Raw genomic sequence first — 22,370 nt, forward strand, 5'->3', positions numbered from 1 at the left:
TAGGTAGCGATCGCCGCGATAACGCCGTTCTTCTGGCCCAATCTTTCGGCGACGCGTGGTGCGAGGAACACGCCCGATAGCGCCGTCAGCAGACCCCAACCGAAGAAGATCAGGCCCGCGTAGATGGGACGCAGGTTCATCGCGAACGGTGACCACGCGATGACTGTAAACAGCGCGCCGGTGTAGAAGGCCGAACCGATCGAGGTCATCAGAAGGGTGTGATTGCGCAGCGCCTTCAATGGATCGGTGATCTTCACCGGTACCCGGGTATAGCGCGGCTCGTCCTTGGGAAGCATTGCGGCACAAAGGATTGCGCCGATGAGCATCAGGATGGCGGTACCCGCGAACGGTGCGCGCCAGGTCCACTCGCCCAGAATCGCACCCAGCAATGGGCCGATCGCGAGGCCGGCGCCGAGCGCGGCTTCATAGAGCAGGATCGCGCCGGACTGGTGCCCCTTGGCGGCGCCGACGATGAACGCCAGCGCGGTCGCCATGAACAATGCGTTACCCAATCCCCACAGCACACGCAGCGCGATGAGGGTGTTGATATCGCCGGCCAGCGCGCTGATGCCCGCGGCGACAACAATCAGGACCAGGCCGGTGGTCAGCGTGCGTTTCGGTCCGAACCGCGCCGCGGCCCACCCGGTAAGCAGCATCGCCACCACCTGCACACCCATATACACGCCGAACAACAGGGTCAGCTTGCTCGGCGGTGCATGAAGCGCTTCGGCGATCGATTTGAGGATCGGGTCAACCAGCCCGATGCCCATGAACGCGATGACCGCTGCGAACGCGGTGATCCACACCGTGCGGGGTTGTTCGCGCATAACTGTTAGGAGCGACGGATGTTCCTGATGATTCGACGTCGAACCGGACGCGGACGCCACTGTGTTATCGCCGTTGAGCACGACTACCTACTTTCAAACCTCGATGATCGGCTCGTTCAGAGCTCTTCGACCATTTTGTGCAATTCCTTTAGGGCCTGCGTCGCGTTGGCGAGGGCGGCTCGGTGGTCATCACTGAGTCCCGACAGTGCTTCGGACACGGCGTCGTCGCGCTGGGCGCGCACCCGTCGCAGCACCTCATGCCCGCGAGCGGTGAGGTCGATGACGACCGCCCGACGGTCAGTGGGATCGGCACAACGAGTGACCAGCTCGGATCGGATCAGTCCGTCGACCAGACTCGTGGCCGTTGGCATCCGAATCGACTCGCGTTCGGCCAACTCGCCCATACGCATTGGGCCGTGGTCTACCAGCGTCGCCAGTGCGGATGCCTGCGCAGCGGTGTACTCGGTGATTGGGGTGTGCCGGCGCAATGACAGATACAGCCGCGTGAGTACGGGGCGCAACTCGGCGGCTAGTTTGGCATTATCGGAGGACACCTAGCTAACCTAATACTTAGGGACCCGAAGTATCAACCAGATGTGAGGCACTTAACCTTGGATGCGCCTGGAAATGTCCCCGTGGTGAGCGCAGGCGCTATATCGCCGCCTGCTCCCGCGACGGGGACATTTCCAGGACTCTTCCAGGAGCTTGGCGTGCTAGAACCGACCGCCGGTGCCAATCCGACCGGCCGTGCCGCTGCCCCCGAACGACCCGGGGGAACGACCGCCACTGCTGAAGCCGCCGCCATAACTATTCGACGCCCCGCGAAGGAAACTGTCCACGAGCACGCCAGCGAGTACAGCTCCGGCCGTCGACGAACTGGACGAGAGATTTGTCGACTCGGCTTGTTGCCATGACACGACATCGGCCTGCGCCGCCATCAGTGCCTGGTCGGCGAGACTGCCCGATTGCCGGGCCAGGTCGATGGCTCGCGTCACGCCATCGGGGGTGCCGGCGGCTGAACTCTGTTGCGCTTGATCGAGCAACCGCTGAGCCTCCGACAGTCGGGTGCGGCTGGTGGCCTGTACCGCGCCGCGACGGGTGGAGAGAAAATCGCTTGCCGCCGAAACCTTCGCCGACGCCGCCGTTAGGGAGGCGGTCAGCAACTCGGCGCGGCGTACACGTTCAGCTGACCGTTGGCTGGCCGACGCCAGCGCCGAATCGAGGGCAGCATCTGCTTGGACGAGGGTGGTGAAAGAGCCGAGAAGGTCGTTGACGGCGTCGGTGCGCGCCGACGTCACCGCTGCCTGGGCGCCGGCCATTGCCTCGGCTAGGTCGGCCGAACCATCGCCGCTCGCGGTCAGTGCCTGTGCTTGCGCGATCTCGTCATCGACTTCGGAAATCAGCGCTGGGAGTTGGGTGCGTGCCGCACGAAGGTTGCTCTCCGCGTTGGTAATCGCGTCGAGCAACCGGTTGGCTTGGGCGAGGGCCCCTTCGGTGGAACGGATCGCGGCAACGGCCGGGCCTTGTTGCCCCGCGGGTTGGGCGATGGCCTCGCGTCCCTGGTCGGCGCTGTCGTCGGCGAATGCGAGCTGTTCGGTGGCCAGGTCGATATTGTGTGCGATCGACGAGAGGGCGTCGGCGCCATATTTGGCGGTGAGGTCGGCAAGTAGCGGACCGGCTTGCTCCAATCGGGCGCGAACCGCCACCAGTTCGCGGGTGAGCTCGTCGAACCGAGTATCGGCATTGATCAGTAGGTTGCGCATCTCATCGAAGTTGGCCGCTTGTTCATCGAGAGCGGAGTCCACATCGGTGCAGGTGGTAATGATCTGCACCAGCATCGTACGCCGCTCGTCGTCGGATTCGTCGATAGCGTCGTCGAGTCGCTGACGCAGCGCGAAACACGTGGCGAGACCGGCGCGTGCTTGTTCGACGGCCTGTCGGAAAGGTGTGGTCTCGGCGGTACCGAACTCGCCTTCGGCGAGTGCGAGTTCCTCGGCGCTGGTGGCCACCGCGTTGTCGGTGTCGGTGAGGACTTCCTTCGACCACGGGTCGAGAACTGATAGCGGCTGCGCGGAAAGCTGGTCGACGGTCAGCTCCTCGTCGGCCTCACGCAGCGCTTCGATGACGTCGTCGTTCTTGCGCCGCCGATTGCGTCGCGCGTACAGCACCGCGCCGCCGCCGCCGAGAACGGCGATGCCCCCGATGGCGCCCCCGACGATCAAGCCGGTGTGCGACGGCTGCAATTGTGCGCTGATGCCATTGGTGGCCGCGATGCCGGCCTGAGCCCAATTGCCTTGGCGCAGTTGGGGTTGCACGTAGTCGGTACTGATCTTTTGTAGAGCCTTGGCATCGAGCCCGGTGATCTTTCCGGGCGCATTGAGATAGTACGAGCGGGCATCGGTCGCAACCGCGAGCAGTACGTCGCTGTCGCCAAGGTCGCTGACCGAAGCTGTCTGTTCTGCCCACTGTTGCGCCGACAGCGACCCAAAGTCGTGAACATAGACCACCCAGAGCTGTACTTGCTCGTTGTTGTACAGATTGTCGATTGCCGACTGGAGGCTGCCGCGTTGCTCGGTGGTCAGGGCATTGGCGGTATCGAGGATCTGGGTAGGTAGTCGCGCGGGTTGTTCGGCGTGTGCGGGGCCTGCGGCGAGGGCGGCCAGGCCGGTCGCCACCAGCGTTATTCCGGTCGCGAGAATCGCGAGAAGGGTCGCGGCGAGCAACCGCCGGAGCGGCGTGAGAAACGACAGACCGATGCGCAAACCCATGAGGCCAATCTAGCGGGTGGGCTGGGCGCGTTCATGCGTGCCGCGCTAACGATCGGAACTTTCTCAAGACGGCCCGCGCGGCGTTGTAGCCGCTCATTCCATGTGCGCCACCACCGGGCGGAGTGGCCGACGAACACAGGTATACACCCTCCACCGGCGTTGCGTATGGATTGGGCGAAGCTACCGGCCGACCCAATAGTTGCCGGAAATCACTTGCGCCGCAACCGATATCACCGCCGACGAGGTTGGGGTTGTATCGGCTGAAGTCCGCGGCGGTCCTCACCCGCGAGGCCACCACCGTGTCGCGGAACCCTGGAGCACATCGTTCGATCTCGGCGGTCATCGTCTCGCCCATGTCGACGTCGGAGCCGTGTGGCACGTGGCAGTATGCCCAGGCAACCCGACGGCCGACGGACGCGCGCGACGGATCGATACGCGTTGGTTCGCCGCCCAGCAGCCATGGTCTAGTGGGGTGGCGCCCCGCGGCGACATCGGCTTCGACGCTGGAGATCGCTTCGTACGACGGCGCCAGATGGAAGGTCGCGGTGCGCCCGAGATCGTCCGAGCGCCACGGTATTGGTTCGGAGAGCAGATAGTCGATTTTGCAGACGCCCGGACCGTACCGATACTTGGCGAGGCGTCGACGGTATCGGGCCGGCAAGCGGTCGGCGAGAATCGATGCCAGGGCCGTGGGGGAGGTGTCGAAAAGAACCGCTGTCGCCGCCGGAAGTTCCGCGAATGTACTTACCTGCCAACCAGTTTCGATCTGACCGCCCAGGCTGATCAACTGCTTCGCCAACGCGTCGGCGATGGCCCGGGACCCGCCGCGGGCCACCGGCCATCCGGTCGTCGACGCCGCGGCGGTGAGCAGCAAGCCAGGTGCCGCCGACGCCGCCGAATCGGTTGGCCGTATGCCGTGTGCCGCGACGGCGGCGAACAGGGTCCGCGTGCGGGGGTCGGTGAAAGCGCGGGTGATCAGGTCGGTCGAACACAGTGCGCGAGGGCCGAATGACAACCACGCGCTCGGGTGGTTGGGTATCCGCAGCGGCTGCAGTATCTCGGTGACCAGTCGTTCGGGATCGCGGCTCAGTGATCCCATCACCCGACGCCAGCGGGCGGCGTCGTCGCCGAGATTGCGCAGCGTCTGCTCCCACGAGCGGTCGACGCTGAGCACCTGGCGCTCGTCGAAGACATGGGCGAACGAGACCTCGGGGGTGATCCACCGCAGTCCCCACTCGTGCAGATCCGACCACGCCGGCGACAGCCGGCCGAGCGGATGGACAGCGGCGCAGACGTCGTGAGTGGTTCCGGATTCGAACAATTCGGCCGATCGCAGACCGCCACCGATCTCCTCGGCGCCTTCGATAACCAACACCGACCAGCCGGCCTTCGCCAGTGTGACCGCAGCGGTCAGTCCGTTCGGTCCAGATCCGACGACAACCGCGGAACTCTGCCCCGTCACGAGATCAGATGGCATATAGACACCTCAACTCGCGACGGGACATATTTCAGCGCTGATCGCGCCACTTACAGAGCGCCTCGAGCAAAGTCAGGTCGTAGTCGGGACCGCCGACGCCGACCGTCAGCAGGGTCACGCCCTCGTCGGCCAGCGCATCGGCGCGGCGCAACACGTCATCGACGCTGTCGGTGTGAACGCCGGCACCTGTCGAGCGTTCGATGGTTGCCGGATCACGCTCGATCGCGGCGCAGTGTTCGGCCAGAATCGCCGACTTGCGCCGGTACTCGTCGACGTCGAGGAAGGAGTGCCAGATGTTGGCGTGTTTGGCGACCAACTTGAGGGTCTTCTTCTCACCGGCGCCGCCGATCAGCACCGGGATGTCGCGCGTTGGAGCTGGATTGAGTTTTGCCAACCGGTTCTCGATCCGCGGCAATGCCTCGGCGAGTTCGTTCAATCGTGAACCGGCAGTACCGAATTCGTACCCGTATTGGTCGTAGTCCTTCTCGAACCAGCCCGACCCGATGCCAAGAATCAGTCGCCCGTCACTGATGTGGTCGACCGTGCGGGCCATATCGGCCAGCAACTCCGGATTTCGATACGAGTTGCACGTCACCAGGGCGCCGATCTCAACCCGCGTAGTTTGCTCGGCCCACGCACCGAGCATCGTCCAGCATTCGTAGTGCGCACCGTCGGGATCGCCGTACAGGGGATAGAAGTGATCCCAGTTGAACGCGACATCGACGCCGACATCCTCGGCGCGGCGAACCGCGTCGCGAATCAACGAGTACTGAGGGGAATGTTGAGGTTGAAGTTGCACACCGATTCGAATGGGGAAGGCCATGACAGCCAGTGTGCCGGGAAAAGTTGGCCTTTGCGACATCAATTGGTTGTCACACCCTGATGCGAACATATGTTCGTGAGGATTTCCCGCGAGGAACGTAGTGAAGCGTCGATAATGCATGCCGACCTCGACTCGTTCTACGCCTCGGTCGAACAGCGCGACAATCCCGCGTGGCGCGGTAAGCCGGTCCTCGTTGGCGGTGGAGTGGTGGTAGCGGCGAGTTATGAGGCCAAGGCATTCGGCGTACGTTGTCCGATGTCGGGTCGCGAGGCAGTGGCGCTATGTCCGGGGGCGGTGATGGCCCGACCGCGTTTCGATGCGTATATGGAAGCCAGCAACCAGGTTTTCGAGATCTTCCGGGATATCACGCCCATAGTCGAGGGCATCTCGGTCGATGAGGCATTTCTCGACGTCGGCGGGCTGCGCAGAATTTCCGGGTCGCCCGTGGAGATCGCGACGGCGCTGCGGGCCAGGGTCCGCGCCGACGTCGGGTTGCCGATTACCGTCGGCGTAGCGCGTAGCAAATTCCTTGCCAAGGTAGCGAGCGCGGTCGGCAAACCCGATGGGCTGCTTGAGGTTTCACCCGACGCCGAGTTGGAGTTCTTACATCCGTTGCCGGTTCGCCGCCTCTGGGGCGTCGGAGCCATCACCGACGCCAAACTCGCCGACGCGGGAGTGCATACCGTTGGCGATCTGGCCGCGCTCGGTGAGCGCAATCTGTCCGGTCTGCTCGGCCGGGCGTCGGGTCGACACCTGTATTCCCTTGCGATGGACCAAGATCCACGCCGAGTGGAGACCGGGCGTCGGCGCAGTTCTATCGGCTCACAGCGCGCGCTTGGTCGCCGACCGAAATCACCTGCCGAGCTTGAAGCGACGCTCATCGCCATCGTGGAGCGTCTCGCCAAACGCCTTCGCAAGGCGGATCGACTTACCCGAACTGTGGTGCTGCGCTTACGATTTGACGACTTCGGGCGAGCCACGAGGTCACGATCCATGCTGGTATCAACCGATCGAACCGACGTCATTATGAAACTCGCCCGCGGCCTGTTCGCCGACGCCTTGCCGCTGATCGCCGAACGTGGCTGCACGCTGATCGGGTTGTCGCTGATCAATCTCGACGACGCCGACAACTGCCAGCTGACTCTGCCCTTCGGCGATGATCACCAACCTGCCCTGGATCGAACGATGGATGATTTGCGAACCAGATTCGGTGTCGACGCCGTGACACGTGCGGTTCTGGTCGGGCGTAATCACGGCGCGGACGCGCCGATGCTGCCGGACTGAAGAACCCCACGTACGCGGACACTCGATTCGCCAAAACTAGACAGACATGTCTAAGATTGCCGATGATGTAACCGTGGTCACTCCTGGCTAGTCGGGATCCGCACCTCGCTGGTCAAGTCAATACGTTTGCGTACTCAATACATACTGGTATTAAATACGGCCATGCATCACAATGCGGAACTGCAATGGGGCAGATCACAGACAGAGGGAGACGCTTTGCGAACACTAGTGCGCAGCTTCGCCACTACGGCACTGGCGCTGGCAAGTTGTGTCGGAGTCGTATTCGTTGGCAGCGGACCAGCGCCCGCCGGGCCGGTAGCCGCGGCGAATGAGTGTGCGAACCCTGCCTTGCGGCCTCTGAGTACTACATTTCCCCAATCGCCGTGTGCGCGCAGCGGCATCGACATCGGTGGGGTCTCCTCATGAGCGGATCGAGCGAAACGATGGTGCAGCGATCACGAGTGCTACGGGTACTCCTGGCGGTCGCGGTGACAATTCCGCTGGCCTTTTCGGCGATCTATATGTGGTGGATGTGGGATCCCACGAAAAGTGTTGACAAGATGCCGGTGGCTATTGTTAACGCCGACAAGCCTTTTGGTGAGGGATCAGCACGCATCAGCGCGGGCGCGCAGGTGACCAAGAATCTCCTCGACTCGCACGCGCTCGGCTTCAACGCTGTCGATCAGGCAACCGCGACCAGCGGCCTCAAGAGCGGCGATTACTACTTCGTTATCCGTATCCCGGAGGACTTCAGCGAAACATTGGCCAAGATCGGTTCGGTGACCAAGGCGCCGGCGCTGATCACAGTCACCTACAACGACAACAACACGGTCAAAGCGTCGAGTATCGGCGCCGCGGCGATGAGTAAGGTTCAGGCTGCGGTTCTGCGTGGTGTGTCCAGCACGACGGTCGGCAAGGTGGTCAGCGGGGTCGACGAGTTGGGAACAGGTCTCAAGAAGGCCGCTGCTGGATCAGAGCAATTAGCCGATGGCACGGGGCAACTCAGCGATGGCGCCGATTCTCTTTCGACGGCACTGGTCACCAAATTGCAACCGGGAGTTCGAACTGCCACCGCCGGCAGTGCGCAAGTCGCTACCGGAGCAGCCAAACTATCCACGGGAGCGACTCAGCTACAGGCGGGGACTGCGCGGCTCGGCGACGGAGCCACGAAGGTGGCCGACGGTATCGACAAACTGGTCGGCACGGTAGATATCGCGAACTTGCAAGCTGAACTGACACGCCTACAGAAAGTCTTGCCGCCGGGGGTAGGTGTGGAGAAAGTGACCACGCTGCTGACTGGTCTCCAACAATTGCAGGCCGGGAGCCGTCGTGTTGCCACCGAGTTGACCGACCCAACCGCCGCGTACCGTAGCGGAGTCGATCGGCTGGCCACTGGGAGCGCACAGTTGTCTACCGGCGCGACCAAACTCTCAACCGGTATGCGGCAAATCGAGGTCGGAACAACGCAGCTCACCGAGGGTGCGGTAAAGCTGCAACACGGTGCCGAACGAGTTGACTCGGGTGCGACCCAACTCTCCACCGGGTTGACCGCCGGTGCCCGGAAAGCGCCCGACATGGGCGATAAGACTCAGCAGGAGTCCTTGGCGAAACTGATTAGCACTCCGGTAAGTAGCCAGAATGAATACGTGGCTCGCGCGCAATTCGGCGGTCCGGGTGCCGCGCCAACCCTGCTGATCTTCGCCTCGGCGCTGATAGTGATCGCGGTCATGCTGTCATTTCGGGGCCGCCGGTACATATCGGGTACCGATGAGCCACCTACGATCGCGACGGTATTGCGACGTGCGTTGGCAGTATGCGCGGTCAGTCTTGCTGGCGTCGGATTGGTCGGTGTCGGCTTGTGGGCATTCTTGGACCCCGCACCCGATCCAGCCTCGACGTGGCAGGTGGCAATCATCCTCGGCGCGGCGACGATTATGAACGTCACGGTATTCTCAGTCCTCTTCACACTGTTCGGCTACGGCGCCGGTGCTCTGACGTCGCTTGCCTGGTTGATGCTCCAACTCTTCGCCTACGGCGGAATTTGGATGGTCGAGACACTGCCCGCACCATTGCGGTTGCTTCACACGATCACACCGTTGACCTATGTGCGCGAGGGTTTGATCGGCGCCTTCAATGGAGCGCCCGGCGTTGGATCCGGATTGGCAATGATAGTGCTGATCGCTGTTGTCGCCGCAGCCGTCAACCTGGGAGCGGTACATCTCTACCGCCAGCGGTACTCCAAACAAGATGCCGATGCGGACATGGGAACAGGATTGGCAACCGTCGGCTGACGGGAGCCGGCCGGCGCTGTCGTCCCAGAACCATCTCCATGATGTGGCGCTCGGAGCAGCCGGGGCGGGCTTGCTCGAACCGTAGAGCAAAATGATCAAAACGCGAGTTACGCGCGCAAGCGTGACTGTGACCTGCATTACTTCGACACTCATTTCAACCCGAAGGCACAACCGGTGGCCTTGGAACTTTTCAGAGTGAATCGAGTAATCCGATGTTGGTAGCGCTGGGCCTCGCGATGGTGGCCACGTTCATGTTCCTGATCATGACAAAACGTGCGACCCCGGTCGTCGCGCTAATTCTGATACCGACCGCGTTCGGCCTCTTCGCCGGCGCGGGCCTGGGTATCAGCGACATGATCTCCGGCGGCATCAAAGAATTGGCGCCGACGGCCGCGATGCTGTTCTTCGCGATCATCTTCTTCGGCATCATGATCGACGTCGGCTTGTTCGATCCGGTCGTTCGCGCCGTGGTGCGGCTCGTCCGTAATGACCCCGCCCGGCTTGTCGTCGGTACCGCCGTGCTCGCCGCGATCGTTTCCCTCGACGGTGACGGCTCAACCACGTTCATCATCGTTACTTCGGCGCTGTTGCCTCTCTATCTGAAGCTCGGCGTCAGTCCGGTTGTCCTTACCGTGACCGCGGGCCTGGCCAACGGCACGATGAATATTCTGCCGTGGGGCGGTCCGACGGCTCGCGCGGCCTCCGCACTCAAGATCGACACTTCCGACGTATTCGTGCCGATGGTCCCGTCGTTGATCGCCGCGATGCTCGTGGTGCTCGCCTTCTCGTACCACCTCGGGGTGCTGGAGCGTCGACGCATCGGACGGATCGAGATCCGCGACTCGGTGCTCGCGTCGGTGGGGTCACCGAATATTCCACTCGTTCGCAGCGGTGGGTCAGCCGGCAGTGGCGGCGATGCCGGCGAGTCGAATGAGCTCAACGAGTCCAGTGCATTTAGCGGCGTCCTCGATCCCAATCGGCCTACGCTGCGCCCAAAACTGTTGTGGGCCAACGCCGCTCTGACGATCACGCTGCTCGCGGTGCTCGGCGCCGATATCATCGCGATTCCGGTCCTGTTCATGATCGCCACCGGGCTGGCGCTGGTGATCAACTTTCCGCAGGTCAAAGATCAGCAGGCAGCGATCACTCGGCACTCCTCGTCGATCGTGTCGGTGGTCGCGATGGTGCTCGCCGCCGCGGTACTGACCGGCGTGTTCACCGGCACCGGAATGGTTGACGCACTTGCTCATTGGCTGACCGGCGCCATCCCGGATTGGATGGGTCCGCATTTGGCGATCGTCGCGGGCCTGTTGTCCATCCCGATGACCTTCTTGATGAGCAATGACGCCTTCTACTACGGCGTGCTGCCCGTGCTGAGCGAGACGGCGTCGAAGTATGGCATCGACCCGGCCGAGATGGCGCGGGCGTCGATCACCGGCCAACCGGTTCATATGCAGAGCCCGCTGGTGCCGGCCATCCTGTTGCTGGTTGCGCTGGCGGCCGTACCGCTGGCCGACCACCACAAGAAGGTCCTCTGGCGCGCGGCGGTGGTGTCTATCGTGATGTTGGTGGTGGGTTGCGTCGTCGGCGCCATTCCGTTCTGATCCGCGATCGCAAGCCCTTAGGCTCAGACCATGCCCGGTCGTCTGTCATTGGTCGCGCAGGTTCTCATCCTGCAGGTGGTGGTGATCGCGCTGAGTCTGGCTGTCGGATTCGGTTGGCATATCAGCAAAGTCGACGAAAACATGCGTGACGAGTATGCGCAGCGCGCAGTCGCGGTGGTGCACGCAGTTGCCGGCGACCCCGACGTCGCGCGGCTCGTCGCCGCGAATCAGGGCGTCAATCTCGATGCCGCGGCTCTTGCTAATGGCGAACTCCAACACGAGGCGGTTGACGTCGCCCGCCGCGCCGGAGTGTTGTTCGTGGTCATCGCCAACCGCAACGGAATCCGCGTCGCGCATCCCGAGACGGCCGAACTGGGCCGACACGTGTCCACCGATCCAAGCTCCGTGCTCGCGGGCAACGACGTCGCCGACACCGATCGGGGCACCCTCGGCGAGTCGGTGCGAGGAAAGGTCGCCATCCGCGACGCCGACGGAGCGGTGATCGGTTTCGTCAGCGTCGGTATTTCCACCGAGAAGGTCGCCGAGGCTACCAAGCGTGACATCGCGGTCACGATCGGTCTGGCGGCGGCCGCATTAGCGGTTGGTGTGGTGGGCGCGTCGCTGCTGGCCCGACGTTGGCGGCGCCTCACGTTGGGATTACAGCCGGATGAGCTTGTCGCGCTGGTTGGCGAACAACGTGCCGTGCTGCACGCACTCGCCGACGGCGTGTTGGCCGTCGACGCTCACGGAAGTCTGAGCGTTGTCAATGATAAAGCGCGACAGCTACTTTCGATCGATTCACCGATCGGAACGGCGAGTGACGACATCGGCCTTACCCCACGACTGCGCGGCCTGCTCGTCACGCCGCAGGCAGAGCCGGTCGCCGCGACGGTCGGCGAACGCATAGTACTGGTGAGTTCGCATCGGGTGAATGCCGACGGGCGGGATCTGGGAATGGTCATGTCGGTAATCGACCGCACCGACATTGAGAAACTCACCCGCGAACTTGATGCCATTCGTTCGATGAGTGAGGCATTGCGGGCACAACGCCACGAAACGGCGAATCGGCTGCATGTGCTGGCGGGACTGCTTCGCCACGACAACGTCGGCGAGGCTGTTGAGTATCTGACGGAGATCACCGGATCAGGTTCGCGCGGAGAGCAACTGGACGGAATCGACAATGTCGACGAACCGCACCTCGCCGCCTTTGTCGACGCCAAGGCGACGATCGCGCGGGAACGCGGAGTCACGTTGAGTCTCGGCCCGCAGACCTGGGTAGCTGGCACTCTGGCGGACCCTGTTGCGGCAACGACTGTCGTCGGGAATCTTGTTGACAACGCGATAGATGCTGCGGCTCAGTCAGATTCGAAGCAGAAGCGAGTCGAGGTGGAACTCTTAACCGACGCCGACACCCTGTGGGTCACTGTCGCGGACTCGGGCGGCGGTGTGACATTCGCAGATCCGGAAGCGATTTTCACCGAGGGAGTGACATCCAAAGATGACCACTTGGTACCAGGTGGGCGTGGGATGGGATTGGCACTGGTGCGGCAGATCTGTCGGCGGCACGGCGGCGACGTATGGCTGGCGGAGCGGGACGCCACGAGCACTGACGCTCTTGGCGGGGCAGTCTTCGTGGCGAAATTTCCCGGGGCACTTGATGACCCAGGCGAATTAGGAGGCAGGGATGGATGAGCGGCCCGGCGAACTCGGGGTGTTGATTTGCGACGACGACTTTCGCGTAGCCCGGCTACACGCCGCGATCGTCGGGGCGGTGCGCGGATTTCGGGTCAGCGCGCAGGTCGGCTCTATCTCCCAGGCACGTGCTGTTCTCGGCGATCCGTCCGTGCCCCGGATCGATCTGGCACTACTCGACGTCTATCTTCCGGACGGCTCCGGAATAGATCTGGTGGCCGAATTGCCTTGTGACTGTTTCATTCTCGGAGCCGAGTCCGATGGCGAGGCGATTCGCCGGGCTACCCGCTCGGGTGCCCTCACCTACTTGATCAAACCATTCGACGACACCGAACTGGCTCGTCGGCTGGCGGGATACGCGCACTACCGGAGGCTCCTGGCGAGCAGCGAGGTGGATCAGCGCGGAGTTGACGAAGCGTTGTCCGCCATGCGATTTGGGGGGCGCAGCCGTGAGCGCGATGTGCCCGCCTCGCCGACCGAAGAGAGGATCCTTGCTCTGTTCGACGATCCCGGTACGGTGCTATTCGCCGACGAGGTGTCCGCACGGATCGGTATCGCGGCCCCGACTGCCCGACGCCACCTCGCGAATCTCGTCGCGTCGGGACGGTTGCGGATGAGCCTTCGATACGGCGGCACCGGTCGACCGCGACAGGAATATCACGTTAGTCCGCCTGCGTGATCGCGCGGCTCCGCGTGCCAACCTGGGCGGGCAACTGCTCGTAACCGTGCAGGTTGACGAGCCCGCGGTGCACCGGTGGCCCGGTCAACCGCAGGTCGGGATAGCGTTCGGTCAACGATTGCAACGCGATGATCCCTTCCATCCGCGCAAGAGAAGCACCCAAACACACGTGAACGCCACTGCTGAAGGCCAGATGATCACGCGCGTTATCGCGTGCGACGTCGAACTTGTCAGGATTGGCGAAGACCGCGGGATCGCGGTTGGCGCCGCCGAGTAATGTCACAACCACCTCGCCCTTCTCAATTATCTTCTGCGACAATTCGATTCGATCTTTCGCCACCCGTCCCGTCAACTGCACGGGGCTGTCGAAGCGAAGAATCTCCTCAATCGCGTTGGGCCACAACGACGGATCCGATCTCAGGGCATCCAATTGATCCGGATGGCGCTGCAGCGCAACGATTCCGTTGCCAATCAGATTGACAGTTGTCTCAAAACCGGCACCAAGCAATAGCGCAGCGGTCACTTTGAGTTCGCGTGGATTCAGGTCACCCTCGGCGATAACAGTCCCCAGAATCCCGTCATTTCGCGACGCCCGGAGCGAAGCGATGTGCTCGTCGAGAAAGTGATCGAATGCCACCAAACTGTCCGACGCCTGACGATAGGCACCCCAACTGATCCCGACGTCGAGGAGCACCGATCCGTGCCCGCCCCACTTCAGTAATTTCGGCGCATGCTCCAGTGGCACGCCTAGCATCTCCGCGATGATCGCGACGGGAAGCTTGGCTGCGTAGTCCGCTACCAGGTCGACCTGCGGCTTCCCCGCCAGATCGTCGAGGAGTTGTTCGGTCACCTCGCGTATCCGCGTATCGAGCGCGGCGAGCGCTCGCGGTGTGAACGCGCGCGAAACGAGTTTGCGGTAACGGGTATGCACTGGCGGATCAACGGCCAACATCGCTGGCGATTCGACCGGATTCGGCAATCCCGGCTCGGTGGCCCGGAAAATCCATTTGATTGTCTTCGGCAGTGGCAGGTTCCCGATGGCTAGAGTGACAAAGCGCTTGTCTCGCAACACTTCCCGGGAAATCTCATGGTCCGCGGTTATCAGTCCGGCCAGCCCTGAGGCCAGCGGTCCGTTGGCCCTGATCCGTTCTATTGCCGGATATGGGTCACCGGAACCGCCAGCGTCGGTCATTAATTGAGCGTATGGATCGCCACGCTTCGACAGCGCGCGGAACCCAATGCGAGCCACCCCGTGTTTCGCGACCCACCGCACCCAATGTTTACCGACGCCCCAAGCGTTCAGCCGGTCACCGCCGCCCATGAGACCTCACTCCCTAGATCTTCTTCGACGCAGGCCCCTCCTGGTCACTTAAAGTGAGGCTACTCCGGCCCGATTGACCGCCGCGCGCATCAATCGCAAAACGTCGGTCGCCGCGAGGGCTGATGTGGCCGACCGAGCATGTACCGGCCGCTGTACACCCCATCGATTGGCCACGACCGCCCGCAGATCTCGTCGCGACGCGGCCGATTCGCCAATCTCGCCGGCGAGTATCGCGATAGCGGTTTCCGCTTCCCAGTAGAGCCTGCCGTCGATACGCAGGTTCGGATCGGAGCCGATATAGCCGATCGCCGTCTTGATCGTCCGTCGCGCCGGTCCCTCGTCAGGTGCGGTGAGTTCGTCGACGCGATCGTCGGCTCGCACACCATCATCGTCGGCGGCAACGAATCGAGCCTCCCTGTCTTTCCTACGTACCTCACGTCGCCATTCGTCGATGCGCACGGCCGTCAGTCGCATCAGGAAGTAGTCTTCGGTGCCTTCCAGCGAAAGTCCCCGCCGCAGCCGATTGAGGTAAGTGATCAGCACTCGCTCGTACGCCTGCGCGACATGCCGCTCGTCATAGCTCCGACCGCGCAACGCTGTGAATACCACGTCGGCTAGGAATTCAGTCGCAATTGCCAAATTATCCGATTCTTTGTCCTCAGAAAGGGGGACAATGGGCACCGCGCCTAACTCGTTTATGAGCACATTCGTCAAGTCGACTAAGAGTGCTCGCTCGGCGTCGGTTAGTCGCTTCCTCGATGTATCCGCGGCGCTAATAATGTCACTCACTTTGGCCAGGTACGCATCGAGTGCTGTCTGCCGGTCTCGCTGGTGCCGGTGTGCTGGATCAGCCAGAAAGCCCATCGCCCGCTCGTGGGTGTTCTGCACCGGCTCCACGGTCGTCATATCCCGCCGGACCAAGCGCGCACCGTAGCGCTGAGCCTCACGGATCGCGACGAGTACCGCGTTGCGCAGATTTTTTGGCCGCAGCACGGCGAGGCTGGTACTCCAGCCTGCGGAATATCGCGCAAAAGGGTCGATGAGCTCGCCCGATGCTCGAACGATGGCGTCAAGTGTCTCTGCGTCGGACACCCGTACGTTTCGCCCTTTGAGCATCAAAGCCGCCGTCGAGGTGTACTGAGTCGCGAACCACTTGGTTCGAGCGAACACCCCGGACCACGAACGCAACTCCCCCGTGAGGACCTTCGATTCCGGGGTGGGTCGGGTCATCTGTCGCTGATACTGCAGCAGCAATTCGTCTCGAGCGATGCCGTCGGGTGGAATGTCGAATTTCGCTAGATCGATTGTCGAAGCGGCGATAGGAATGGCGGGTGGCACCAAGCGTCTCACATATCTTCCTTTCTCGATCCGTGCGCGTCTCCAGTAATTCTCATCGATTGATTTCGGCGTTGCCGGGCTCTGCGAGAAAGTGGGGAAACGGAAGACCACTCTGCATCCCATTCAGACAAGGAGCAGTAATGTCACCGTCATTCGCAGTAGTCGGTTCCGGTGGAATCGACCACGCAATCGCAATTGCCGATCGTGCTATTCGCAACGTCCCCGCCTATGCCGCACATATTCGTGCGGCGTCGCCCTCGTGTGGTTCGGTACGCACTGTCGACGACTTCCGGTCACTTCCGCCGATGACCAAATCCAATTACCTCGCTGTGCATCCGCGGACGCATATGCTGTGGCATTCGGATGCGGCATCGGCTGGAATCTGGACGACGTCATCTGGCTCGACCGGCGTCTGCACCTACTTTCCCGGCGACGACGTCGCGACCAACGACGGCGCCGGGTTCTTCGACTCGATCTTCACCGCGAACTTCGGCTCGCGTTCACGCACCACCTTGGTCATCAACGCGTTCGCGATGGGAACCTGGATTGGCGGGACCTATACCCTGCTCGGTCTGCTGGAACTGCGCAGACGGGGCCATCGACTGTCCTTGATAACACCCGGCATGAACATCGATACGATCCTTACCGCGTTGACTGATTTGGCACCCTGCTATGACCAGGTGGTCATTGCCGGGTATCCGCCGTTCATCAAAGACACCCTCGACGCCGCACCCTCACATCTGCTGACCAACGACATCAAAATCCTGCTCGCTGGTGAGGCGATCACTGAGACGTGGCGCGACCATCTACTCGCTAAGCTCGGTAAACCACAAGAGCCAGAACGGATTTGCTTGATGTATGGCACCGCAGACGCTGGCGTCATCGCATTTGAAACACCGGTCACGACGGCCGTTCGGCGGGCAGCCGATAGCGACTCCACGCTGCGGAATGCGCTCTTCGGCGACACCACGATCTTGCCGACCTTCACCGAAGTAGACCCAATGCTGCGGTTCGTCGAAGTCGATGACGACGGCTATCTGCTGTTCACCATCGACGCCGCGCTCCCGCTGATCCGCTATCGGATCAACGACCGCGGAGCCGTGCACAGCGGCGCGCGATTGCGCGAGATTGTCGCTGCACATGGCGACGGCGAGCTGAGCCAGCACATCGACTCGAGCGCTGTGTTCCTGTCGCTGACCGGGCGGCCCGACGTCGCGGCTACGTTCTACTCGCTCAACATTTACGACGGCAACCTGCGAGCGGCGTTCGAGCATCCGGCAATGTCCTCGGCACTTACCGGCAAATTTGTCATCGATACCGGCGTCGACCATGAGCAGAACCAGACGCTGCGCATCCATGCCGAACTGTCCGCGCAGACCAGACCCGACGACGGGCTGTGCCGCGACCTCACGGCACTCTGCCTGGAAGCGCTGCGCGACACCAACGCCGAATATCACGAACTTCACCGCACCCGCGGGCAATCCGCCGTGCCAGTGATAGAGCTGCACGGATTCGGGACGCACCATTTCGAGCGAACCGGCCCCAAGCACAAATCCACGATCCGTACCGGAGGGGAGTAGTTGCGATGATCGACATTATTTCCCCTGAGTACGCCGAACGAATCGACGAATTACGCTGTGCCGGTTATGCATTCGTCGACGGATGGCTCACCGCCGGACCAGAGCTGGCCGCCCTCTCTCAGCTAGCCTCCGGTCCCGACCCTATTGCCGAAAAGGACTTCGACGCTCTGAGCCGATACATCGTGTACCCGTGGCGGCGCACCGTGGTGCGGTTACCCGACGAGCGCGTGTGGCACCTGTTGCGAACGTCGCGAAATCGCTACCTCATCACCGATGACGAACAGGCCGAGTGGGGGAGGGCGGTTGTGGCTATCGCCGGGCTGTCGGTCGGCGCATCCGCGCTGCACGCGTGTGCGCTAACCGGCGCTCGACACTTTCACATCGCCGACCCCGACGCGCTCGGACCGACGAACCTCAACCGGCTGGCGGGGTCGGTATGCGACCTCGGCGCACCGAAGAGGGTGATCGCACAACGCAGGTTGCTCGAAGCAGATCCGTACACACAGGTGACGGCGTTCGGCGGCTATTCCCCGGAAAACGCCGCCGAGTTCTTCGGTTTCGGCGACACGCGGGCTCGGGTGATCGTCGAGGAGATGGACGACCTGGCAATGAAAGTCGATCTCCGTCGTCGCGCACGGGATGCGGGGATTCCGGTCATCATGGTCACTGACGTCGGTGACGACGTCATCGCCGACGTAGAGCGTTACGACCTCGACCCAACCTATCCACTGTTCCACGGTCGTGCGCCGGACATCGCCGACCTGACCGTCGAGCAACTGCGCGATCCGAAGCATCGAGTTGCCATCGCCGGAGCGATTGTCGGCGACGACATCGGACCACGCTTGAGAACTGCCCTGACCGAAGTCGGCCGCAGCATCGTCACGTGGCCGCAATTAGGTTCTGCCGCAACGCTTGCCGGGGCGGTAGCTAGCGTGCTCGCGCGCAAGATCGTCTGTGGCGATGACATTCCGTCGGGCCGCGGTCATCTACGCGTGGATCAGATGTCGTTGTCCGCCAAGTAATTTGGTCAGCGCGGCATGGGCCCAAGCACGTCGGAGTGCCCATGCCGCCTGCACCAGCTGACGATGTAACGCGCATGCAGTCCGCACCAGCGGTATACCGACGCTTGCGTCAACGGCAACGACTCGTCATGTTCGTCCCGGCGCGTAATAATCGGTCCCAAATAGGTACTCGCAACCTTATTCGCGGTATTCGGCGACACTTTGGCCGCACGTGCGAGCGACGCGCTATCGCATGCCGCGCCCGAGGCGATAGCACCCGCGAGACGTCCGGCGGTGTGTCCGCGCTGACCGACGAACATTTCGTAGAGAGGCGGTCGTGAGCGAACCGGCGGCCGTGACGGCAGACGACGGCCGAGCGCGACGGTGCGGATCGCCGACACCAGCGGCGCGAGTCCCTCTGACTTGGCGATGACCCCGGAAACCTCTGGGCGCAATCGAGCCTCGTCGATGTGGTCCTGTTCCATGCTGTGCCCTTGGCAGGCGAGCAACACGGGGGCAAGCCGATTGGCGTTGCGAAGATTGTCAATCACGTCTAGGCCGTCGAAGATCCACTCGACCTCGGGGCGATTCCAGATCAGGTCGGCGACGACCGTGTCGAACCGAACTCGGCCGGTCACACTCCTGATGAATTCGTCTTGAGTCGCGGCAACCTCTACCGGGGCGCCGCCGAACGCGGACTCAAGTGGCCCGGCAACAACATGTCCCAACGGGGACGCGACGAGAATTCGCATATCTGACACGGTTCGATCTTTGCACGATTCTTAGTAATCGTGCGTGATCAGGCATGGCGCCTTGGACTTCGGGGCGCCAAATGCATAATTCCGGACCCGACGAGTGGTTAGGAGTGCTGACAGTCAATTCTCGGCGTCGGAATCTGGTTAGGCCCTGAAACAGACCAGCCCGAGGACAGGCGATGCAATCCGACTCAGATACCTCCCCCACGCATGGTGACGTGGCGGCGACGACACCCGTGGTGGCCGTCATCGCTGAACACGACATTCTCGACGCGGCGATCGTGGCTCTGGTGGAGAAGCTCGGATATGTGGCCGTTATCCACGACATCGACACGCCCGGCGCGCGCCTAGCCGGGTATGCCGTCGTCGTGGTGACCAGGTCTCCGCAGCGATACGGCCTACTGGCCACCCTGCTGCGATACCGTCTCGCCACGATTGTCGGTATCACCGTGTCCGGCGGCAAAGCGCCGACCGCGGATGGAATCGCAACGGCCACCGGCGCAGCACAACTGGCCGCCGTGTTATCCGACGTTGCGAACCGGCACCAGCGCCTTATCTACTGCGAAACACCCGACGAGACGGCGAATCCTCGAGTGCATCTGACCGAGCGAGAACTCCAAGTCCTCAAAACCTATGTGTCTGGTGAGACTATCGCTGCCACCGCGATCAACTACGGCATCACCGAGAGCACGGTTCGCGAGCACTATCGGCGCGTAAAGATTCGCTACGCGCGGGCCGGGCGGACGGTCAGTAACAAGGCTCATATGCTCCTCGCGTTGGTCGACGACGGCTGGCTCACCACCAACATCGCCGCGAAGACTCAACAAATCGCGGAGTCGGCCGAACCGCCGTCGACAGTCACCGAAGTGAACAACGCCTGAGCTCGCTGGAAATGTCCCCGTGACGCGTGCGGGCGGCGATATAGCGCCTGTGCCCACCCCGGGGACATTTCCAGTTAGGCCGCGCCCGATTTTTCCGCTCTGGGCGAAGGCGTGCCATTCACTTGTACGATGGCCTGGTGTCATGCGTCTCACCTAGGGTGGGATTATTGCGCGAAAATACATCCGCAACCGTGGATCGACAATTGGAGGAACGACTCATGGGCGTGAGCCTGAGCAAGGGCGGGAATGTCTCGCTGACCAAGGAAGCCCCCGGACTGACCGCGGTTTCGGTCGGCCTGGGCTGGGATGTCCGCACCACGACCGGCACTGACTTCGACCTTGATGCCAGCGCGATCGGACTCACCACCGATAAGAAGATCGTCAACGACGGCTTCTTCGTGTTCTTCAATAACCTCAAGTCTCCCGAGGGCTCGATCGAGCACACCGGCGACAACCTGACCGGCGAGGGCGAAGGCGACGACGAGGTCATCAAGGTCAACCTGGCTGCCGTTCCGGCCGAGGTCGACTCGATCACCTTCCCGGTTTCGATCTACGAAGGCTCCGCTCGCAGCCAGTCCTTCGGCCAAGTCCGCAACGCCTTCATCCGCGTTGTCAACCAGGCCGACGGCAACGAGCTCGCCCGCTACGACCTCTCTGAGGACGCCTCGACCGAGACCGCCATGATCTTCGGTGAGCTCTACCGCAACGGTGCGGAGTGGAAGTTCCGCGCCATCGGCCAGGGCTACGCCTCGGGACTCTCCGGCATCGCGCGCGACTTCGGCGTGAATGTCTAAGCGCAACAACTGATTTCGCCGAACCGCCGACGCTGATCGAGTATCGCCGCAGCGTCGGCGGTTTTGCGCACACCGGGGCCTGATTTGTGGCAATTGCACATCGGCCCGGCTTTACCCCCTGACCATTGCACGAAAGGCCATCGTGGTACTACGCATTTTCGGCTTGTCGTTTCTCATCACCGCGATCTCCCTGGTGGTTGCCGTCCTCTACGGCGGCTGGGAAGCTCTCGCCCTCGTCGCCATCCTCGGCATCCTCGAGGTCTCGCTCTCCTTCGACAACGCGGTTATCAACGCAACCGTGCTGCGCCGAATGAGTGAGTTCTGGCAGAAGATCTTCCTTACTATCGGTATCGTGATCGCCGTCTTCGGCATGCGGTTGGTATTCCCGCTGGCGATTGTGTGGATTACCGCCGGCCTCAATCCCGTTGAGGCACTTGACCTCGCGCTCAACCCGCCGACTGACCCCAACGCCGACACCTATGAGTCGCTGATCACCGCGGCTCATCCGCAGATCGCGTCCTTCGGCGGCATGTTCCTGTTGATGCTCTTCCTCGGATTCGTTCTGGAAGAGAAGGAACTCACCTGGCTGTCCTGGATCGAACGGCCGCTCGAGCGCATTGGCAAACTCGACTCGCTCGAGGTGGTCATCGCCACCGTATTGCTGGTGTGCACCGCATCCTTCCTCGTCGACGACGACCACCGCGCGACGGTGATGATCGCCGGTTCCCTCGGCATGATCACCTATATGTTGGTCAACGGGCTCGGCGAATTGTTCAACGTCGAAGAAGAGGACATCGAACACGAACTTGACGAAAAGGCCGCTGCGACAAAGAAATCCGGCGGACCATCGGAGCTCGCAAAGGCCACCGGCAAAGCCGGCTTCTTCCTCTTCCTGTACCTCGAAGTCCTCGACGCCTCATTCTCGTTCGATGGGGTCATCGGCGCGTTCGCGATTACCGCGGACCCGATTCTTATCGCGCTCGGCCTCGGTTTCATCGGTGCGATGTTCGTCCGGTCGCTCACCGTGTACCTGGTTCGCAAGGGCACACTCAGCGAATACGTCTACCTGGAGCATGGCGCCCATTGGGCGATCGGTGCGCTGGCGTTCATCCTGCTGTACTCGCTGGGCGGCACGCATATCCCCGAGGTCGTCACCGGCCTCATCGGTGTCGTGTTGATCCTGGCGGCACTGACGTCGAGCATCATCCGACGTCGTCGCGAAGAATCGTTGGAGGCGGCGGCTTCCTAACTCAAT

The 22,370-nt window shown here is 62.4% G+C and carries 18 protein-coding genes; 10 read left to right on the top strand and 8 right to left on the bottom strand.

Annotation, left to right across the window (positions count from 1 at the left end):
• The 5 genes from GOEFS_RS16155 to GOEFS_RS16175 form a co-directional block, all read right to left on the bottom strand.
• On the bottom strand, nt 1-827 hold an 827-nt coding region (locus GOEFS_RS16155; protein ID WP_138918040.1), incomplete at its 3' end, for an MFS transporter.
• 116 nt (nt 828-943) lie between these two features.
• The gene (locus tag GOEFS_RS16160) at nt 944-1,381 is read right to left on the bottom strand and encodes a MarR family winged helix-turn-helix transcriptional regulator (protein ID WP_007319008.1); all 438 of its coding nucleotides are present in this window, start codon (nt 1,379-1,381) and stop codon (nt 944-946) included.
• 159 nt (nt 1,382-1,540) lie between these two features.
• The gene (locus tag GOEFS_RS16165) at nt 1,541-3,595 is read right to left on the bottom strand and encodes a TPM domain-containing protein (protein WP_007319009.1); all 2,055 of its coding nucleotides are present in this window, start codon (nt 3,593-3,595) and stop codon (nt 1,541-1,543) included.
• A gap of 31 nt (nt 3,596-3,626) precedes the next feature.
• Complete coding sequence (locus GOEFS_RS16170; protein ID WP_007319010.1) at nt 3,627-5,072, bottom strand: phytoene desaturase family protein; 1,446 nt, start codon at nt 5,070-5,072, stop codon at nt 3,627-3,629.
• A gap of 31 nt (nt 5,073-5,103) precedes the next feature.
• On the bottom strand, nt 5,104-5,895 hold the full coding sequence (locus tag GOEFS_RS16175; RefSeq protein WP_040525292.1) for an LLM class F420-dependent oxidoreductase: 792 nt from the start codon (nt 5,893-5,895) through the stop codon (nt 5,104-5,106).
• Nucleotides 5,896-5,970: 75 nt separating this feature from the next.
• Between GOEFS_RS16175 and dinB the strand changes: the two genes are divergently transcribed.
• From dinB to GOEFS_RS16200, 5 genes are all read left to right on the top strand, one after another.
• A complete protein-coding gene (dinB, locus tag GOEFS_RS16180) occupies nt 5,971-7,179 on the top strand; it encodes a DNA polymerase IV (protein WP_040525297.1) in 1,209 nt (402 codons plus the stop codon).
• Nucleotides 7,180-7,601: 422 nt separating this feature from the next.
• Nucleotides 7,602-9,470: a YhgE/Pip domain-containing protein gene (locus GOEFS_RS16185; RefSeq protein ID WP_138918038.1), complete on the top strand. Its 1,869-nt coding sequence runs from the start codon at nt 7,602-7,604 to the stop codon at nt 9,468-9,470.
• Nucleotides 9,471-9,682: 212 nt separating this feature from the next.
• Entirely contained in the window at nt 9,683-11,074 is a 1,392-nt protein-coding gene (locus GOEFS_RS16190; RefSeq protein WP_007319014.1) for a CitMHS family transporter, read from the top strand.
• 30 nt (nt 11,075-11,104) lie between these two features.
• Nucleotides 11,105-12,766, top strand: a complete 1,662-nt coding sequence (locus tag GOEFS_RS16195) for a sensor histidine kinase (RefSeq protein ID WP_007319015.1) — start codon at nt 11,105-11,107, stop codon at nt 12,764-12,766.
• A complete protein-coding gene (locus GOEFS_RS16200; protein WP_007319016.1) occupies nt 12,759-13,445 on the top strand; it encodes a response regulator in 687 nt (228 codons plus the stop codon). Before GOEFS_RS16195 ends, GOEFS_RS16200 begins: the two co-directional genes overlap by 8 nt.
• Here the strand turns inward: GOEFS_RS16200 and GOEFS_RS16205 are convergent.
• Complete coding sequence (locus GOEFS_RS16205; RefSeq protein WP_007319017.1) at nt 13,429-14,766, bottom strand: cytochrome P450; 1,338 nt, start codon at nt 14,764-14,766, stop codon at nt 13,429-13,431. The two genes, GOEFS_RS16200 and GOEFS_RS16205, sit on opposite strands and share 17 nt — an antisense overlap.
• A gap of 48 nt (nt 14,767-14,814) precedes the next feature.
• A complete protein-coding gene (locus tag GOEFS_RS16210) occupies nt 14,815-16,116 on the bottom strand; it encodes a hypothetical protein (RefSeq protein ID WP_138918039.1) in 1,302 nt (433 codons plus the stop codon).
• A 128-nt stretch (nt 16,117-16,244) separates the two neighbouring features.
• Here GOEFS_RS16210 and GOEFS_RS16215 point away from each other — a divergent pair, with 128 nt between their 5' ends.
• Both GOEFS_RS16215 and GOEFS_RS16220 read left to right on the top strand, forming a co-directional pair.
• Nucleotides 16,245-17,684 carry a phenylacetate--CoA ligase family protein gene (locus GOEFS_RS16215; protein ID WP_007319019.1) on the top strand — a complete coding sequence of 480 codons (1,440 nt, stop codon included), beginning with the start codon at nt 16,245-16,247 and terminating at the stop codon, nt 17,682-17,684.
• A gap of 5 nt (nt 17,685-17,689) precedes the next feature.
• On the top strand, nt 17,690-18,706 hold the full coding sequence (locus GOEFS_RS16220; RefSeq protein ID WP_007319020.1) for a ThiF family adenylyltransferase: 1,017 nt from the start codon (nt 17,690-17,692) through the stop codon (nt 18,704-18,706).
• Nucleotides 18,707-18,711: 5 nt separating this feature from the next.
• Here GOEFS_RS16220 and GOEFS_RS16225 read toward each other — a convergent pair whose 3' ends face one another.
• A complete protein-coding gene (locus GOEFS_RS16225) occupies nt 18,712-19,437 on the bottom strand; it encodes an MSMEG_1198 family transcriptional regulator (RefSeq protein ID WP_040525294.1) in 726 nt (241 codons plus the stop codon).
• Nucleotides 19,438-19,619: 182 nt separating this feature from the next.
• On the opposite strand from GOEFS_RS16225, the gene GOEFS_RS16230 reads away from it, so the two are divergent.
• The 3 genes from GOEFS_RS16230 (at nt 19,620) to GOEFS_RS16240 (ending at nt 22,364) form a co-directional block, all read left to right on the top strand.
• Nucleotides 19,620-20,321, top strand: coding sequence for a helix-turn-helix transcriptional regulator (locus tag GOEFS_RS16230; RefSeq protein WP_007319022.1), 702 nt, complete (start codon nt 19,620-19,622; stop codon nt 20,319-20,321).
• Between the two features lie 218 nt (nt 20,322-20,539).
• Complete coding sequence (locus GOEFS_RS16235; RefSeq protein WP_007319023.1) at nt 20,540-21,115, top strand: TerD family protein; 576 nt, start codon at nt 20,540-20,542, stop codon at nt 21,113-21,115.
• Between the two features lie 142 nt (nt 21,116-21,257).
• Entirely contained in the window at nt 21,258-22,364 is a 1,107-nt protein-coding gene (locus GOEFS_RS16240) for a DUF475 domain-containing protein (protein WP_007319024.1), read from the top strand.
• The last annotated feature ends 6 nt before the right edge of the window (nt 22,365-22,370 follow it).

This window comes from Gordonia effusa NBRC 100432 (assembly GCF_000241305.1).
Lineage (GTDB): Bacteria > Actinomycetota > Actinomycetes > Mycobacteriales > Mycobacteriaceae > Gordonia > Gordonia effusa.

Bases quoted from the DNA above. Each gene is read 5' to 3' on its own strand.
- GOEFS_RS16165 (WP_007319009.1), bottom strand. From the start codon at position 3,595: ATGGGTTTGCGCATCGGTCTGTCGTTTCTCACGCCGCTCCGGCGGTTG.
- GOEFS_RS16170 (WP_007319010.1), bottom strand. From the start codon at position 5,072: ATGCCATCTGATCTCGTGACGGGGCAGAGTTCCGCGGTTGTCGTCGGA.
- GOEFS_RS16175 (WP_040525292.1), bottom strand. From the start codon at position 5,895: ATGGCCTTCCCCATTCGAATCGGTGTGCAACTTCAACCTCAACATTCC.
- GOEFS_RS16185 (WP_138918038.1), top strand. From the start codon at position 7,602: ATGAGCGGATCGAGCGAAACGATGGTGCAGCGATCACGAGTGCTACGG.
- GOEFS_RS16190 (WP_007319014.1), top strand. From the start codon at position 9,683: ATGTTGGTAGCGCTGGGCCTCGCGATGGTGGCCACGTTCATGTTCCTG.
- GOEFS_RS16195 (WP_007319015.1), top strand. From the start codon at position 11,105: ATGCCCGGTCGTCTGTCATTGGTCGCGCAGGTTCTCATCCTGCAGGTG.
- GOEFS_RS16200 (WP_007319016.1), top strand. From the start codon at position 12,759: ATGGATGAGCGGCCCGGCGAACTCGGGGTGTTGATTTGCGACGACGAC.
- GOEFS_RS16205 (WP_007319017.1), bottom strand. From the start codon at position 14,766: ATGGGCGGCGGTGACCGGCTGAACGCTTGGGGCGTCGGTAAACATTGG.
- GOEFS_RS16215 (WP_007319019.1), top strand. From the start codon at position 16,245: ATGTCACCGTCATTCGCAGTAGTCGGTTCCGGTGGAATCGACCACGCA.
- GOEFS_RS16220 (WP_007319020.1), top strand. From the start codon at position 17,690: ATGATCGACATTATTTCCCCTGAGTACGCCGAACGAATCGACGAATTA.
- GOEFS_RS16225 (WP_040525294.1), bottom strand. From the start codon at position 19,437: ATGCGAATTCTCGTCGCGTCCCCGTTGGGACATGTTGTTGCCGGGCCA.
- GOEFS_RS16230 (WP_007319022.1), top strand. From the start codon at position 19,620: ATGCAATCCGACTCAGATACCTCCCCCACGCATGGTGACGTGGCGGCG.
- GOEFS_RS16235 (WP_007319023.1), top strand. From the start codon at position 20,540: ATGGGCGTGAGCCTGAGCAAGGGCGGGAATGTCTCGCTGACCAAGGAA.